The sequence below is a fragment of the Sphingomonas aerolata genome (assembly GCF_003046295.1).
In the GTDB taxonomy this organism is placed as follows: domain Bacteria; phylum Pseudomonadota; class Alphaproteobacteria; order Sphingomonadales; family Sphingomonadaceae; genus Sphingomonas; species Sphingomonas aerolata.
In genome coordinates, this window is record NZ_PZZN01000003.1 from 772964 (window position 1) to 788704 (window position 15741).

Genomic DNA, 15741 nt, shown 5'->3' on the forward strand with positions numbered 1-15741 from the left:
CGAAAATTGTCGCGCGCTCCAAACCGTCCCTCCCCTGACCACTCTATAATCAAGCTGACCTCGATGGGCGGTCCCCCGATTCCGCGCTCGGCGGCCAGATCGGCGTGACATGTGAGATTCAGACGGCGGCAAATCGCGGCCATGTTGTTTGAGCTATTGATTTACATGATGCAGCACAAAGGAATCCGTTGATGTTGGCAAAGATCCTCGGCGGCGTCTCGTCAGACGTCCTCACGTCCGAATTGGCGCGCCTCGAGAGCATGTTTGCCGATGGTGACTTTTCACAGCGGGCGAATACTTCGCTCGCCAACGGCCAGACCCAGACGGTGCTGTGCGCGATCAACCAGATGCTCGATCGCGCGCTGCGCCCGGTTGGCCAGTTGAGCGCCCGGATCGACGACTGGAGCGCTGCGCATGACAAGGGCGATATCGACGCCATCCTGCCGTTCGACGAGTTTCACGGAACGTTCGCGGTCATGGCGAAGCGGCTCAACCTTCTGGTCGGCAGCCACATCGCGGTCAAAAGAACCGCGATGGCCTGCGTCAGGGAATTCAGCGAGGGTAATTTCGCCGCCCCGCTAGAGCGTTTCCCCGGCAAGAAGGCGTTCATCAACGAAACGATCGAGACGCTGCGCACAAATCTGCAGGGCCTGATCAGCGAACTGAACCACATGTCCTCCGAGCACGACAAGGGCGACATCGACGTCATCGTCGCGGCCGACCGGTTCAAGGGTGACTTCGGCACCATGGCACGCGGCGTCAACACCATGGTCGGCAACCATATCGCCGTGAAGAAGAAGGCGATGGCCTGCATCAAGGCGTTTGGCGAAGGCAATTTCGACGCGCCGCTCGAAGCCTTTCCCGGCAAGAAAGCCTTCATCAACGACACCGTCGAGACACTTCGGCGCAACCTGCGCGATATCGTTGGCGAGGTGGAACGGCTGATCAAGGCATCGACGGCGGGCGAGCTCGCCCAGCGCGGTGACGAGACGCGCTTCGTCGGGGATTTCGCCGGACTGGTCTGCGGGATCAACGCGATGCTCGACGCGACGCTGCTGCCGATCGAGGAGGGCAATCGCGTCCTGAACCTCGCCAGCGTCGGTGACCTGCGCGAGATGGTCGAGATCCCCTGCCAGGGCGACCATCGCCGCATGAAGGATTCCATCAACGCGCTGGTCGACAATCTGCGGGTAAGCGCCAGTCTCGCCGACAAGATCGCCGATGGTGATCTGAGCTTTGCACATCAGCCATTGTCCGACCAGGATACGCTTGGACAGGCGATCGTGCGGATGGTCGACAATCTGCGGGTGAGTGCCGATCTGGCCGACAAGATTGCCGATGGCGATCTGGCCGTGTCGCACCAGCCCATGTCCGACAAGGATGTTCTCGGCCAGGCGCTGGTGCGGATGATCGAACAATTGCGCAACGTCGTCGGCAAGGCCAGCGGCGCCGCCGACAACGTCTCGGCCGGAAGCCAGGAGCTGTCGGCAAGTTCCGAGCAGGTCTCGCAAGGCGCGACCGAGCAGGCGGCGGCTGCCGAAGAAGCGTCTTCGGCGATGGAAGAGATTGCCGCCAACATCAAGCAGAGCGCGGACAATGCCGCGCAGACCGAGAAGATCGCCCGCCAGTCTGCGAAGGACGCCGAACTCAGCGGGATCGCGGTCCAGCGCGCGGTCAATGCAATGCGGACGATCGCGGAGAAGATCGGCATCGTCCAGGAGATTGCCCGGCAGACCGATCTGCTCGCGCTGAACGCCGCGGTCGAGGCTGCGCGCGCGGGCGAACATGGCCGCGGCTTTGCCGTCGTCGCCTCGGAGGTCCGCAAGCTCGCGGAACGCAGTCAGGTCGCGGCGGCAGAGATCGGATCGGTCTCGTCGCAGACCGTCGCAGCGGCGACCGAAGCCGGCGACATGTTGACCAAGCTGGTGCCCGACATCAGCCGCACCGCCGAACTCGTCGCCGAGATCAGCGCGGCCTGCCGTGAACAGGATATCGGCGCGGCACAGATAAACGAGGCGATCCAGCAGCTCGACCTGATCAGTCAGCAGAATGCCGGTGCGTCCGAACAGATCACCGCGACGTCGGAAGAACTGGCCTCGCAGGCCGAGGAACTCCAGGCCAGCATCGCCTATTTCCGGACCGGCGGCGGCGCGGACCTTAGCCATCGGCGGCCGGCCCCGACCGTGCAGCGCAAAGTGAGCGCGCGCAGCCCAATCGCCGCCCGGCCAAGCGCCAAGGCCAAGCGGCCGAAGCCCAATTCTATCGCCGACCAGCAGGCCCGCGTGAACGGCTTCGCGCTTGATCTAATCAAGGGTGGCACCGACGCCGACGACGATGCTTTCGGCGCGCAGGCGGCCTGAGCGCGGATTGCGCAGGCGGGCGGCCTAGCCGGTAATCAGACGCAATCGCTGACGCTGTGGTGAGGCGATCGCGCCGTCGGGCGCGGTCGCCTTGCGGCGTCAATGACGACCTGATCGAAAATAAGCGATGGGTCCGGAACGGACCTCTTGGCCGCCGTCTATAATGAACCAGCGGACCCGGCCGCGCGAAGCTGCCGGTCGGAGAGAATGGGGGAACGCATGGCGCAAATCATCCTTGTACCGGCCACCGTCACGACCAGCTCGGTGGTGCCGTTCGCTGCGGACCTCGCGTCGCAGCTTGAGCAGCATGACGCGATCGAACTCGATCTCTCCGCCGTTGTCGAAGCCGATGTCAGCCTGTTGCAGCTCGTCTGCGCGGCGCGCCGTCAGGCCGAACGCGACGGCAAGTCCCTGCGCCTCGCACAGCCGGTGCACGACGCGCTGGCGGCGCTGCTCGGGCGCGCGGGCTTCCTCACCGATATCCCATCAGCCGATCAGAATTTCTGGTTTCACGGAGACCTGCCGCGATGAGCGCATCCATCCTTATCGTCGATGATTCCACCAGCATACGCGTCGCCATCCGCATGGCGCTGACCGGGGCTGGCTACACCGTCAGCGAGGCCGCCGACGGCGCGCAGGGCCTGAGCAAGGCCAGCGGCAGCCGCTTCGACATGATCATCACCGATCTCAACATGCCCAACATGGACGGGCTGTCGATGATCCGCGCGCTGCGCAAGAACCCCGCGCAATGCGGTACCCCGATCCTGTTCCTCACCACTGAATCCGAGGATGCGATGAAGCAGCAAGCCAAGGCCGCCGGCGCGACCGGCTGGCTGGTCAAGCCGTTCGTCCCCGAACAGCTGATCCGGGTCGTGCGCAAGGTCCTCGGACGGTGAGCCAGAACGACCCCGTCGCCGCATTCCGCGTCGAGGCGGGCGAAGTCCTCGAACAAGTCGAGCAGGGCCTGCTCGATCTGGGTCACCGGCTGGACGATCACGAGCTGATCGACGCGGTGTTCCGCGGACTGCACACGCTCAAGGGCTCGGGCGCGATGTTCGGCTTCGACGCGCTGGCCAGCTTCACGCATCACTGCGAAACCGCCTTCGACCGCGTCCGCAAGAACCTGACCCCCGCCACGCCGCAGCTGATCGCGGTCATCCTGTCCGCGCAGGACCACATGCGCGCGCTGATCGAGGGCGACGCGACCGACCGCAAGGCGGAAGGCGACGCGATCCTGGCGAAGCTGCAGGCGGCGCTCGACGGCGCGCCCGCGCCGACGCCGGAGGCACCGCCCGTCGTGCAGGGGTGGCGGCTGTCGCTCCGCCTGCCCCCCGAAGCGATGCAGAATGGCATCAACCCGCTCGCGCTGCTCGATGAATTGCGCACGCTCGGCGACTGCCGGATCGTCGCGCGGACCGACCAGGTGCCGCCGCTTGCCGAGCTGGTGCCGACCGAATGCCATATCGGCTGGGATATCGAAGTGCGCGGCGCGGTGTCGCGGGATGACCTCGAGGATGTCTTCATATTCGTACTCGACGACCTGGATCTTCAGATCGAGGCGATCGGCGACACGTCGTGCGACGACGTGGAGGATACCGCGCCGCCGCCTGGCGCGGGGACGACGCCGTCTGCGCTCCCGCCCACACGGGTCGACACGATGCCACCGGCGCAGGATCGCGACCCGGCCACCACCCCGAACGGCCGGGGCGCGCCCAAGACCGGCGAAAGCGTCCGGGTACCCGCCGAACGCCTCGACCTGCTGATGGACCGGGTGGGCGAACTCGTCATCGTCCAGAGCCGGCTGTCGCAGCTGGCGCATAGCAGCGGCAGCAATGCGACGGACGTCGCGCTTCGCTCCATCTCCGAAGAGATCGAGCGGCTGGCGAGCGAATTGCGCGACACGGTGATGGTGCTCCGCATGGTGCCCGTCGCCACGCTGTTCGGCCGCTTCCGCCGCCTCGTCCACGACATCGCGCGCGATACCGGCAAGACGATCGAGCTGTCGACCGACGGTGAGACCACCGAGGTCGACAAGACGGTGATCGAACGGCTCGCCGATCCGCTCATCCACCTGATCCGCAACGCCTGCGATCACGGTATCGAACCGCCCGAGCGGCGCCTCGCCGCGGGAAAGCCCGAGATCGGGCAGGTCCGGCTGTCCGCGCGTCAGGAGGGTGGCGAGGTCGTCATCACGATCCGCGACGACGGCCACGGCATCGACCGTGAGCGCGTCCGCGCCAAGGCCGAGGCACACGGGCTGCTCCAGCCGGGACAGGTCGTGAGCGACCAGGAGTTGCTCCAGATGATCTTCCATCCCGGCTTCTCGACCGCGCCGCAGATCACCAGCCTGTCGGGCCGCGGTGTCGGGATGGACGTGGTCAAGCGCACGATCGAGAGCCTGCGCGGCACGATCGAGGTCGCAAGCGTATCGGGCCAGGGGTCGGCGATGTCGCTGCGCATCCCGCTGACGCTCGCGATCATCGACGGGCTGCTGATCCGGGTCGGCGACGGTCGCTACGTCATTCCGCTCGCCGTGGTCGAGGAATGCATCGAACTCAGCCTAGAGGAAGACCTGCGTTCGCGGGGGCGGAGCTTCATCACGCTACGCGACCGGCTCGTGCCGTTCGTCCGGCTGCGTGAGATGTTCGCGACGGGGACGAAGCCCAGCGTCCACCAGAAGATCGTCATCATCGCGACCGGCACCGAGCGGGTCGGACTGGTGGTCGACCAGATCATCGGCAGCCACCAGACCGTAATCAAGCCGATGTCGGCGGTGCATTGCAACGTCCCGACCTTCGCCGGCGCGACGATCCTCGGCGATGGCGGCGTCGCGCTGATCCTCGACGTCGTCCAGCTCGTCGCGCTGGGCCAGCATCAGGAGGAGCGGCTTCGCGCCGTTGCATGACCATGGAAGACACGACGGAAACCCAGTGGGACGAAGACGGCCGGCTCGAGGTGCTGACGTTCGATCTGCAAGCCGAGAAGTTCGCGGTCGAGGCGGTCCTCGTCCGGGAGATCCTGGACCTGCTGCCCGAAACGGTCGTGCCGGGTGCGGACCGGCTGGTCGCGAGCGTCGCGAACTTCCGCGGCAAGATCATCCCGATCGCCGACCTGCGCCTGGCGTTCGGCCTCCCCTCGGCGGAATCGACGATGGACAGCCGGATCGTGGTGGTCGAGCTCGACGTCGACGGTGTCCCGACCCAGATCGGCATCCGCACCGACAAGGTGCACGAGGTGACGACCTTGCACCGCAATGCCAGTGAGACCCCGCCCACGGTCGGCCTGCGCTGGCGCCGCGATTTCATCCGCGAGCTGGTGCGGACGCCGCAGGGCGTCATCGTCCTCGCCAATATCGCGCGGATCTTCGACCCGCTGCTCGGTGGCCGCGCCACCCCCGCCGTGCTCGCGCCGGCACTCCTCTGACGCTGGAAGGACCGACATGTACGGGTCAATCGAACGATGCTCGGCGACGGCCACTGATCGGTCCCGCGGGTCCCGGCCGGGTGGTGCGGCACGCCCCCGCTCCGCAGCCTGTGCTGGGTGCGCGGCATGAGCGTCGCCGGAGAGCTGCAGGCCGTGACCTTCGGGCTGGGTGCCGAAACCTTTGCCGTGCCCGTCACGCTGGTCTGCGAGATCCTCGACTGGACCGAGACCTTCCATATTCCGAACGGCCCCGATTATCTGCTGGGGCTGACCGATCTGCGCGGCGAGGGCGTGACGACGATCGATCTGCGACGCCGCCTCGGCCTGCCGCCGGTCGCGCCGACGCCGAGCACGCGGATTCTGGTGATCGATGTCCCCGTCGACGGGCGCAACCTGGTCCTAGGCCTCGTCGTCGACCGGGTGCTGGAGGTCAGCACCTTCGACCGCGGCCAGATCGGCGCGGCGCCCGATATCGGCGTCCGCTGGCCCTCGCGCTATATTGCGGGGGTGGTCAAGCGGACCGAGGGTTTCGTCGTGCTGGTCGATGTCGCGCAGATCTTCTCCAGCGCCGAGGTCAACGCCCTGCACGCCAGCGCCGCATGACGGGGTCGCGTCGCGACCCCTGACACCCAATCCTCATGGTGCCGCCTCGAACGGTCCCTCGTCATTTCTGGAGCTGGCTCCCGTGTCCTTCATCTCCCCGATCGTCAAAGCTACGCCGAGCGCCTCGGACCAGATCGGCCCGCGCGAGTTCGCGCAGCTCGCCGACTATATCTTCGACTATGCCGGGATCCGGATGCCGGCGAGCAAGCGGACGATGCTCGAAGGGCGGTTGCGGCGCCGGCAACGCGCGCTGGGGTTCGATACGCTCGAGGCCTATTGTCGCCATGTCCTGACGGACAATAATCTCGATCAGGAAGGCATCCACCTGATCAATGCGGTGACGACCAACAAGACGGACTTCTTCCGCGAACCGGTCCATTTCGACTTTCTGCGCGACGTCGCCCTCCCCGGCTTGGAAGCGACCTATCTGCGGACGATCCGTGCCTGGAGCGTCGCCTGCTCGACCGGGCCCGAGCCCTACACGATCGCGATGCTGCTCGACCAGTTTGCCGCCACGCGCCGCGGCATCGCTTACAGCGTATTGGCGACCGATCTGGACACCGAGGTGCTCGAGATCGCCCGGCGCGGCATCTATCCCGCCGATCTCGCAGAGCCCGTTCCGGCGGCGCTGCGGCGCAAATATCTGATGGAATCGCGTGATCCGGCGCGTCGCGAAGTCCGCGTGATACCCGAGTTGCGCCGGGCGATCGCGTTCGCCCGGCTGAACCTGATGGACGAGGTCTATCCGGTCGGCGAGCCGATGCACCTGATCTTCTGCCGCAACGTCCTCATCTATTTCGACAAGCCGACCCAGCATGAGGTCGTCTCGAAGCTCGTCAGCAGGCTCGCGCCGGGTGGTTACCTGTTCCTCGGGCATTCGGAATCGATCACGGGCCACGACCTGCCGCTCGTGCCCGTCGCCCACACCGTTTTCCAGCGGAGCTGATCCATGGCCGTCTCCGGAAAAATCCGTGTGCTCATCGTCGACGATTCCGCAGTCGCGCGGCATGCCCTTGCGGCGATCCTCGAGGAAGATCCAGAGATCACCGTCATGGGCACCGCCGCCGACCCGTTCAGTGCGGCCCGCCGCATCCAGGACGAAGTACCCGACGTGATGATGCTCGACGTCGAGATGCCGCGCATGGACGGGATCACGTTCCTGAAGAAGCTGATGGCACAATGCCCGCTTCCCGTGGTGATGTGCTCGTCGGTCACGGAAAAGGGCTCCGACGCGATGCTGCAGGCATTGGAGGCGGGCGCGGTCGACGTCATCGTGAAGCCCCGTGCCGGGCTCGCCGAGCACCTCGCCGATCACAATCTCCAGATCCGCGACGTGATCAAGGCGGCGGCGCGCGTGCGGGTCTCGCTGCGGTCGTCCAATGGCAGCCGGCCGGGCCGGCTCGAGCAGAAGCTCACCGCGGACGCCGTCCTGCCGCCCCCGAGCGGTCGGGTGATGAACCGCGCGACCGAGCGCGTGGTATGCCTCGGCGCATCGACCGGGGGAACCGAAGCCTTGCGCGAAGTCCTCATGGCGCTGCCCGCAACGACGCCCGGTGTCGTCGTGGTTCAGCACATGCCGGAAAACTTCACGCGCGCTTTTGCCAACCGGCTGAACACGCTGTGCGTCGTGACCGTCAAGGAAGCCGAGCACGGCGATCCCGTCCTGCCCGGCACGGTCCTGATCGCACCCGGCGGCAAGCACATGATGATCGAGCGGCGCGGGACCCGCTATTTCGTTGCGGTCCGCGACGGGCCGCTGGTCTCGCGCCACAGGCCGTCCGTCGATGTCCTGTTCCGCTCGGCGGCAACCGCTGCGGGCACGAACGCGATCGGCGTCATCATGACGGGGATGGGCGACGATGGCGCGCGCGGTATGCTCGAGATGAAACAGGCGGGCGGCCGCACCTTCGCGCAGGACGAGGCGACGTCGATCGTCTTCGGCATGCCCAAGGAAGCGATCGCGCTGGGCGGCGTCGATCGGGTCGTCCCGTTGCATCACATCGCCCGCGACGTCTTGCACGCAACGGCACAATAGGGGCTAGGACGATGACACGGGTCGAACACAAGGCTGTCGAGTCCGATCGGGACGGCGACGAAATGCCGGCCTGGAGCGTGCTGGCAACCGAGCTCGAGAGCGTGGCGAGCGGGCTCGACCAGCGCTTCGTCGATGCCGGTCGCTCGCTGGAACGCGCCTATGACACGGTCGGAAACCTGATCGGCAGCCTCGAAAGCGTCACCAATGCGCTCGACCGGGATGCCGCCGACCGCGCGGTCGCGACGATGCAGGCCAATGCCGACCAGCTCGCCAGCCTGCCCGCGCGACAGAAGACGCGGCAGCATTCGCTCGACATCCTTCAGCAAGCGAGCGGAACGGTGCAGACGGAAATCGGGCGGGTCGACCGGACGCTCGATCTGCTGAAGATCTGCGGGCAGTATCTGAAAGTCGCGGCCGCTGGCGCGCATGGTTTTGCCGAGTTCGCCGACGCGATGGTCGCCGAACTGGACGTCAGCGAACGCGAAATCCACGAGATCAGCAAGGAGGTCGGGCAGCTCGCATCGACGGTTCCCTGCGTCGTCGAGGTGAACCGCGTGCTCGCGTCCGAATGCGCGCGCCTGTGCCCGCATGTTCCCGACAAGCTCGCCGCGGACGCGATCGGACTCCAGCAGAACCAGATCGAGGCCGCGCGGCGTGCCGAGACGATCGCGACAATTGCCCGCGACATTCGCAGCAAGCTGTCTGCGGCGCACGGCGCGTTGCAGATCGGCGACATCACCCGGCAGCGGCTCGAACATGTCGCTCAGGCCTGCAGCCTGCTCGGTACGGCGGTCGACGAGCTCAATCGCGCGGGCGATCCGGCTGCCGCCAGCGCGCTCGAAGGCCAGGTGATGGCGATGCTCGCGGCCCAGGTCGCTGACGCGGCTGCGGATCTCCAGAAGGAATCGCGTCTGTTGGGCGGCAATTTCCGCGCGATCGCAATGCAGGTCGCGACGATGGTGGCACCGCATGAATCGAGCGGCGTCGAGCGGACGAGCGATGGCGCGTTCCTGCAGCTGCTCGAGCAAAGCGTCGCCGATGTCGATGCGGTCACCGCGCAGTTGCGCGACGCCGACATGCGGTCGACGCAATTGGGATCCGAAGCCTCCGCCACCGTCAGACGCCTGGGCGACCGGCTGACGACGATCCACCGGGTCACGAGCGGCGTGCGGATCATGGCGTGGAATTCCGATCTGCGCTCGTTCCGCATGGGCCGCGAGGGCGACGGGCTGGCGCGTATCGCGACCGAGATCCGCTGTGCCGTCAACACCCTGGAGGCTGTCTCGGCATCGATCGCCAGCGCCTTCGAACAGCTGAGCGACGCCGCCGACGCGATCGGCTCGCCCCCCGATGGCAACGAAGCGACGGCAGGGTCGCTGCCCGAAGCGCTCGCGGTCATTCGCGCGGGGGCGTTGCTCACGCGTCAGGGCATGTCCGGCCTCGACCGTGATGCGGGTGCGATCCACGACATCGTCGCGGCGATGACCAGCACGCTGGACTGCGAAACCGCGTTTGCCGAGCCGCTGGCGCGCATCAACGCGAAACTGGATGCACTGGCGATGCCGCTGGTCGAAGCGAGCCAGAGTATCTCGGCCACCGGTGAGCAGCTTTTTCACGCGATAAACGCACTCTACACGATGGCACGCGAACGCCAGGTGCACGCCCGCTTTTCGCCATCCCAAGACCAGCCCGAAGCCGAGGTCGCTGCGATGTCAGAAGAGACGGACGACTGCGACGGTCTGTTCTGAGGTCGCGGCGCGCCCCCGGCTGGTTCGATCAGCCGAGACGATCGGCCTGAGTCCTGATCCACGCCGCGGTCTCGTCGGGCCGCGTCACCGGAATCATGTGGCCGCCATCGATCAGCGTCAGCGCGGCGTGCGGCACCATGTCGGCGAAGCGGGCGCCATGCACCTCGGGATCGAGAATCTGGTCGTCGCGGCCATAGAGGATCGCGACCGGGAGCCAGAGGCCGTGATAGCGCGCGACCATGTCGGGCAGGTCGTCATTGGCGGCGACGAGGTCGGCCGAGGCCGCCTCGAAATTTGCCGGCCGCGACACCAGCGCCCCGCCGCCACGCGTCGCGAAATCGGCGGGCACGGCCTCGGGCGCGAACGCCGCCGCCGCGCCCTTCTCGCCCGCCAGGATGGCGGCGGGTGTGGCGAGCGTCCAGGCCACCGCCTTGCGCGCGGCGGGGGAGACTATCGCGAGAGCCGCGAACGCGCTCGGCGCGCTGTCCTGCGGCTGGGTGAGCGGCGCAATCAGCGCCAAGCCACCGACCGCTTCCGGGTGATCGATCGCCAGCGCGAGCGCGACTGCGCCGCCGAGCGAATGGCCGACGACAAGCGGCTTCTCGAGCTCCAGCGCCGCTACGAAACGCGCGATCTGGGCGGCTTGCGCGCGGATATTCGCGGTCTCGCCGGGCGCCGAATAGCCGGAGCCGGGCCGGTCGATCAGGATCACGCGGTACTCGGTCGCGAGGCGGTCGAGCAGCGCATAGCTGAAGTTGCGCATCTGCCCGGCAAGGCCATGGATCATCACGATCGTCGGTCCGGTACCGCGGTCGAGATAGTGCATCCGCCGGCCGTCGACGTCGATGAAGGCGCCGTCGGCAGGTATCATCCGCTCGGTCCGCCGCTGGCTCAGCTTCGCGAACAGCGCAAGACCGCCGACTGCTGCGATCGCCGCCGCGGCCGTCACCGCGCCGATCGAAACGGCAGAGCGCGGTGATTCGACCGGCGCCGGAGTGGTGGCACCGCGCGCCTTGTCGAACCGCATCGTTCCGTCCTCCAGTTTGCCGAATTTTAGCGCGGCGAGGTCCAGCGCATAGTTCTGATGCACCTTCCACGGCGCCTTGGATCCCTGGTGTGGCAGGATGGCGTTGGCGCGCTGGACATAGCCCGAGGTGAAGCCGAGCATCGGCTCGGGTGTCACCGAGGGGTCGTCGTGCGTGGGCGTGCACATATCATAGCCGTTCGCGTCCATGTGCCGCAGCAAGCGGCAGGCGTAGCGGGCCGACAGATCGCATTTCAGCGTCCAGGATGCATTGGTATAGCCGAAGGCGAGCGCTAGGTTCGGCACGTCGCTCACCATCATGCCCTTGTAGATCAGCCGGTCGGCGGGGTTCACGACCTGCCCATCGACGACGAGCTCGACGCCGCCCAGCAGGCGCAGGACGAGGCCCGTGGCGGTGACGACGATGTCGGCGCGCAGTTCGCGGCCCGATCGCAGCGCGATGCCGGTCGGTGTGAAGCGGGCGACGTGATCGGTCACGATCTCCGCCTTGCCGCCGCGCATCGCCTCGAACAGGTCGGCATCGGGGACGAGGCAGATACGCTGGTCCCACGGATCGTAGCGCGGTTCGAAATCGCGCTCGACCTCGTATTTCTCGGGCAACTGCGCGCGGACGCCCTTCAGGATCAGCGCCTTCATGTGATCGGGGCGCTTGCGCGCATAGGCGTAGGTGGCGATGCCGAGTCCGACGCTCTTCCATTTGGTCGCGCTGTCGGCAATGCTTTTGGGCAGCACCCGGTGCGTCCACCGCGCAAAGCCGTCCTGTGACGGGCGCGAGACGATATAGGTCGGCGAGCGCTGCAGCATCGTGACGTGCGCGGCCTTTTCGGCGAGCGACGGCACCAGCGTCACCGCGGTCGCACCGCTGCCGATCACCACCACGCGCTTGCCGGCCCAATCGAGGTCGGCGGGCCAGTGCTGCGGATGGACGAGCTGCCCCGCATAGTCCTCGACACCCTCGAAGGGCGGCGTGAAGCCGGCGTCATAATCATAATAGCCGCTGCCCATGTACAGGAACCGGCAGACGATCCGCTCCGACGCGGCGCCGTCCCGCTCGACCTCGACCGTCCAGCGCGCATCGGCGGACGACCAAGCGGCGCGAACGACGCGGCGGCCGAAGCGGATATGCGCATCGATCCCGAATGCGCGCGCGGTGTCGGCGATATAGTCGCGGATCGCGTCGCCGCCGGCGATCGCCTGGTCGCTCGGCCAGGGGCGGAAGGGGAAGCCCAGCGTGTACATGTCCGAGTCCGAGCGGATGCCGGGATAGCGGAACAGGTCCCAGGTGCCGCCGATCGCATCGCGCGCCTCGAGGATCGCGTAGCTTTTGCCCGGGCATTCGGTCTGAAAGCGATAGCCCGCGTCGATCCCCGACAGACCCGCACCGACGATCACGATGTCGAGCTCTTCCGCGGCGCCGGAGGCGGAGGGGATGGACGCAGTCTCAATTGCCATGCCGGAGTGCTCCGATAGAAGGATGCGACAGCAATCGCCGTTATCTGGAAACAGGAGTTATCACTTGAAATCGAGGGCGGCAAGCCAAGGCGGACGGCGCTATGGCGGTGCATCGGCAAGCGAGCGGCGCGTCGAACGGCGCAGCCGGCTGATCCGCGCCGCGATCGCGCTGTATGGCGAGCAGGGCTATCGGCACACGACGGTGACCGCGGTCTGCCGCGCGGCTGGGCTGACCCCGCGCTATTTCTACGAAGCCTTCGCTAATAGCGAGGCGCTGCTTCTAGCGACATTCGGCGAGGTCACGCAGTTCGTGACGCAACGGGTCGCCGCGGCGGCCGATGCGGCGGGGGGGACGCCGCAGGATCGGCTGATCGCGCTGCTGACCGCCTATTACGACCTGCTGCGCGACGAACCGGCCAGCGCGCGCGTCTTCCTGTCGGAATTGTCCGGCATCGACCCGCACGTCGACGAACTGTTCGAACGCTCGATGGCCAGCTTCGCCGACCTGATCGCCGGCACGCTGGTGCCGACCCATGTCCCCGGCTCGATCGAGCCGCTGTGCCGTGCCGGCGCCATGCACGGGCTGCTCGCGGTGGCGCGCGACTGGGTAGCGCGGGGGTGCGACGAACCCGTGGCGCGGGTCGTGCGCACGGTCGAGCCACTCTGCCGGATGCTGGTCAGCTGCGGGGGTGATGATTAGCGGCGCGATGTCACCGGAACGCCCGAGTTAAGGAGCCCCCTGCCCTTCTCCACTTCCCACATTCCGCCGCGGCGGTCGTGACGACGACGTCATCGCTGCAACACACTTGATCTGCGCGGTTTCCGAACGCCAAGCGCTTCGCTACACACCGCGGCACGGCGGACGGAGATACCCAGTGGACGATGAATTTGCCGAAGCCGTGGCCGGCGCACTGGCTGCACAGGGCTTCGTGCTGGAAAACCTGTATGCCTTGCTGCTCGCCAGCGACACTGATCCGGTCAGGGCCTGTCAGGCTACGGCGCATCGCATGTTGAAGGATTTCGGCAGCCTTCAGGCAACCGGGGTACAGGTCATGACCGACGACGAGGTCAACCGTATCAAGCGACACGCGCTCGATCGGCTCGAGCGGTTCTGGAACGGCGTGGAACGCCGCCTCGCCAACTTGCCGCAATCCTAGCGCTGGGGTCTCGATCCACCGACGACGCAGGACGTGACGCGCGTCTGGACACGCGTTCCTTGCTATTACAGGGACTTTTCAGCGCGGATGGCTGACGTCGAGGATCGGACACATGGTGGTATTTCGTCTGCTTATTACCTTTGCCCTCTGCTTCGTTGCGGGTGTCGCGCGCGCCGAGTGCCGTCCTGGCAGCATCGAGGCCCTGCCTGAACGCGCGATGCTTCACCTTCCCGCGGCGGGCGTAACCGGGCCCGTGCCGCTCGTGATCCTGCTCCACGGCAGCACCGGCACGGGCGCGGAGATGCTGCGGGACAGCCACCTCGCCGAGACGGCGGATCGGCATGGCTTCGTCGTCGCGGCGCCCGATGGCGGTATCGCCACGGATCGCGGCTTTGTCTGGAACATCCCCGGCGTCCCGACCGTCACGGGCAGCATGCCGGCACGCGATGCACGCGACGATGTCCGGTATCTGACGGGTCTGATAGACCGGCTCGTCGCAACAGGCTGCGTCGACGGCGCGCGGGTGTACGCGACCGGCTTGTCGGGTGGTGGACGGATGACGTCCTGGCTCGGTTGCGTCGTCGCACGACGTTTCGCCGCGATCGCGCCGGTGGTCGGACTGCGTGCCGGACGCCCCCTCACGTCCAATGTGTCACGCGCCGATCCTGCGACGTGTCGCTCGACAGCGCCGCTGCCCGTTCTCGCCTTCGCCGGCGATGCCGACACCACCAACCCCATCACCGGCGGCGGCGCGCCCTATTGGCAATATTCACAGGCCGCCGCGCTGCAACGCTGGGCCGTGCTGAACGGCTGCTCGGATCCCTATGCCCGCAACCTCGGCGCGACGGTCTACGAACAGGGCTATGCCCGCTGCCAGCACGGCACGAGCGTCGCGGCGCGTGTGACGCGCGGCGGGCCGCATAGCTGGTCGGTCGTAGACAATGAGGCAATGTGGGCGTTCTTCTCCCGCCACCGGCGCTAAGCCAAAGGTCGGCAGCTGCCAGGTCGTCTCGGCAATTCCCGGTTTGGTTGCCAGTTCAAATACTTCGCCATCCCAACCCTATTGCGATGGTTGATTGCCAGGTTAATCTGCCAGTTGTTTTGTATTAAATTACCTAATGCTTATTTTATCAGACCGACTCGATGTATTGTCCGCGATATGAAAGCAGGATACGCTGGTTGCATAAGATAATGGGAGGATGAAATGCGGGGGCTTTTGCTTGGCATGATCGCATCTGTTCTCGCATCGGCAACCGGAGCCCAGGGACAACAATTTCCTTCGGCGCAGGGAGTCGGGGCGAACGACAGCGGTACGGGGGAATTCAACCGTCAGCAAAATTTCCGGGATTTCGCAGTCAGCGTTACCGACACCAATCGATTGACGATGCGGCCGGTCCCGGCCGGACCGAAGGACATCATTCAGGGGCTGGAAGTCCATGACGCAAAGGGACTCCTCGTCGGCAAGATCGAGACCGTCGGTAAAGGCTTTGCGGTCGTGTCGAGTGCGATCGGGAGCGTCGAGGTGGACTTTCCGTCCTTTGCAAAGAACAAGAACGGGCTCATGATCAATATGCCCAAGAGCAAGCTCGACGTCATGATGGCGCACGGTCATCCGGCCCCTTGACGCGCCGTTGGGCCTAAACGCCAACAGCGGCGCGTCTGTAGCCGCCGGTCTCGGGTCGCTTTGAGCCATGTCTTCCGCCGCCACGGGACGCCGCACCATGCCGCCCGCGCCTGACGGGTACCCCTTTGGATGCGGTTGGTTCGGCCGGCGGAGCCACGGGCTCGCGGCAGGGTCAGATGATCATGCTTAAGCTGCCGGGGCCCGGATTGCCGTTGGGGTGCGCTGCCGGAAAGAAACGCACCTGCGGGCATCGGGTCGGGTGGGCGACCCTACCCGCGAGACGAGCGTCAACAG

General features: G+C 66.4%; 14 protein-coding genes. 13 read left to right on the forward strand and 1 reads right to left on the reverse strand.

What is annotated here, in order from left to right; translation table 11 throughout:
• Nucleotides 1–191 precede the first annotated feature (191 nt).
• From C8J24_RS16005 to C8J24_RS16045, 9 genes are all read left to right on the forward strand, one after another.
• On the forward strand, nucleotides 192–2360 hold the full coding sequence (locus C8J24_RS16005) for a methyl-accepting chemotaxis protein (protein ID WP_107933908.1): 2169 nt from the start codon (nucleotides 192–194) through the stop codon (nucleotides 2358–2360).
• A gap of 219 nt (nucleotides 2361–2579) precedes the next feature.
• Nucleotides 2580–2891, forward strand: a complete 312-nt coding sequence (locus tag C8J24_RS16010; RefSeq protein WP_167396788.1) for an STAS domain-containing protein — start codon at nucleotides 2580–2582, stop codon at nucleotides 2889–2891.
• Nucleotides 2888–3256 (forward strand): response regulator, encoded by a 369-nt coding sequence (locus tag C8J24_RS16015; RefSeq protein ID WP_031439694.1) that lies wholly within the window; start codon nucleotides 2888–2890, stop codon nucleotides 3254–3256. The genes C8J24_RS16010 and C8J24_RS16015 overlap by 4 nt, the downstream gene beginning before the upstream one ends.
• The gene (locus C8J24_RS16020; protein ID WP_107933912.1) at nucleotides 3253–5265 is read left to right on the forward strand and encodes a chemotaxis protein CheA; all 2013 of its coding nucleotides are present in this window, start codon (nucleotides 3253–3255) and stop codon (nucleotides 5263–5265) included. Before C8J24_RS16015 ends, C8J24_RS16020 begins: the two co-directional genes overlap by 4 nt.
• 2 nt (nucleotides 5266–5267) lie before the next feature.
• A complete protein-coding gene (locus C8J24_RS16025; protein ID WP_107933915.1) occupies nucleotides 5268–5783 on the forward strand; it encodes a chemotaxis protein CheW in 516 nt (171 codons plus the stop codon).
• A gap of 126 nt (nucleotides 5784–5909) precedes the next feature.
• Nucleotides 5910–6386, forward strand: coding sequence for a chemotaxis protein CheW (locus C8J24_RS16030; protein ID WP_107933917.1), 477 nt, complete (start codon nucleotides 5910–5912; stop codon nucleotides 6384–6386).
• 91 nt (nucleotides 6387–6477) lie between these two features.
• Entirely contained in the window at nucleotides 6478–7332 is an 855-nt protein-coding gene (locus C8J24_RS16035) for a CheR family methyltransferase (protein WP_420894123.1), read from the forward strand.
• Nucleotides 7333–7335: 3 nt separating this feature from the next.
• Nucleotides 7336–8421: a protein-glutamate methylesterase/protein-glutamine glutaminase gene (locus C8J24_RS16040; protein WP_107933919.1), complete on the forward strand. Its 1086-nt coding sequence runs from the start codon at nucleotides 7336–7338 to the stop codon at nucleotides 8419–8421.
• Nucleotides 8422–8432: 11 nt separating this feature from the next.
• Nucleotides 8433–10169, forward strand: a complete 1737-nt coding sequence (locus C8J24_RS16045; protein WP_107933921.1) for a hypothetical protein — start codon at nucleotides 8433–8435, stop codon at nucleotides 10167–10169.
• Between the two features lie 28 nt (nucleotides 10170–10197).
• On the opposite strand, the gene C8J24_RS18035 is transcribed toward C8J24_RS16045, so the two are convergent.
• On the reverse strand, nucleotides 10198–12666 hold the full coding sequence (locus tag C8J24_RS18035) for an alpha/beta fold hydrolase (RefSeq protein WP_107933923.1): 2469 nt from the start codon (nucleotides 12664–12666) through the stop codon (nucleotides 10198–10200).
• A gap of 64 nt (nucleotides 12667–12730) precedes the next feature.
• Between C8J24_RS18035 and C8J24_RS17425 the strand changes: the two genes are divergently transcribed.
• From C8J24_RS17425 to C8J24_RS17430, 4 genes are all read left to right on the forward strand, one after another.
• Nucleotides 12731–13366: a TetR/AcrR family transcriptional regulator gene (locus C8J24_RS17425; RefSeq protein ID WP_167396789.1), complete on the forward strand. Its 636-nt coding sequence runs from the start codon at nucleotides 12731–12733 to the stop codon at nucleotides 13364–13366.
• Between the two features lie 175 nt (nucleotides 13367–13541).
• Nucleotides 13542–13823, forward strand: coding sequence for a hypothetical protein (locus C8J24_RS16065; RefSeq protein WP_107933927.1), 282 nt, complete (start codon nucleotides 13542–13544; stop codon nucleotides 13821–13823).
• A gap of 112 nt (nucleotides 13824–13935) precedes the next feature.
• Nucleotides 13936–14805 carry a CE1 family esterase gene (locus C8J24_RS16070; protein WP_107933930.1) on the forward strand — a complete coding sequence of 290 codons (870 nt, stop codon included), beginning with the start codon at nucleotides 13936–13938 and terminating at the stop codon, nucleotides 14803–14805.
• Between the two features lie 222 nt (nucleotides 14806–15027).
• Nucleotides 15028–15447: a hypothetical protein gene (locus tag C8J24_RS17430; protein WP_146163721.1), complete on the forward strand. Its 420-nt coding sequence runs from the start codon at nucleotides 15028–15030 to the stop codon at nucleotides 15445–15447.
• Nucleotides 15448–15741 lie beyond the last annotated feature (294 nt).

Coding starts and splice junctions, on each gene's coding strand:
- C8J24_RS16005 (WP_107933908.1), top strand. CDS start 192: ATGTTGGCAAAGATCCTCGGCGGCGTCTCGTCAGACGTCCTCACGTCC.
- C8J24_RS16010 (WP_167396788.1), top strand. CDS start 2,580: ATGGCGCAAATCATCCTTGTACCGGCCACCGTCACGACCAGCTCGGTG.
- C8J24_RS16015 (WP_031439694.1), top strand. CDS start 2,888: ATGAGCGCATCCATCCTTATCGTCGATGATTCCACCAGCATACGCGTC.
- C8J24_RS16025 (WP_107933915.1), top strand. CDS start 5,268: ATGGAAGACACGACGGAAACCCAGTGGGACGAAGACGGCCGGCTCGAG.
- C8J24_RS16030 (WP_107933917.1), top strand. CDS start 5,910: ATGAGCGTCGCCGGAGAGCTGCAGGCCGTGACCTTCGGGCTGGGTGCC.
- C8J24_RS16040 (WP_107933919.1), top strand. CDS start 7,336: ATGGCCGTCTCCGGAAAAATCCGTGTGCTCATCGTCGACGATTCCGCA.
- C8J24_RS16045 (WP_107933921.1), top strand. CDS start 8,433: ATGACACGGGTCGAACACAAGGCTGTCGAGTCCGATCGGGACGGCGAC.
- C8J24_RS18035 (WP_107933923.1), bottom strand. CDS start 12,666: ATGGCAATTGAGACTGCGTCCATCCCCTCCGCCTCCGGCGCCGCGGAA.
- C8J24_RS16070 (WP_107933930.1), top strand. CDS start 13,936: ATGGTGGTATTTCGTCTGCTTATTACCTTTGCCCTCTGCTTCGTTGCG.
- C8J24_RS17430 (WP_146163721.1), top strand. CDS start 15,028: ATGCGGGGGCTTTTGCTTGGCATGATCGCATCTGTTCTCGCATCGGCA.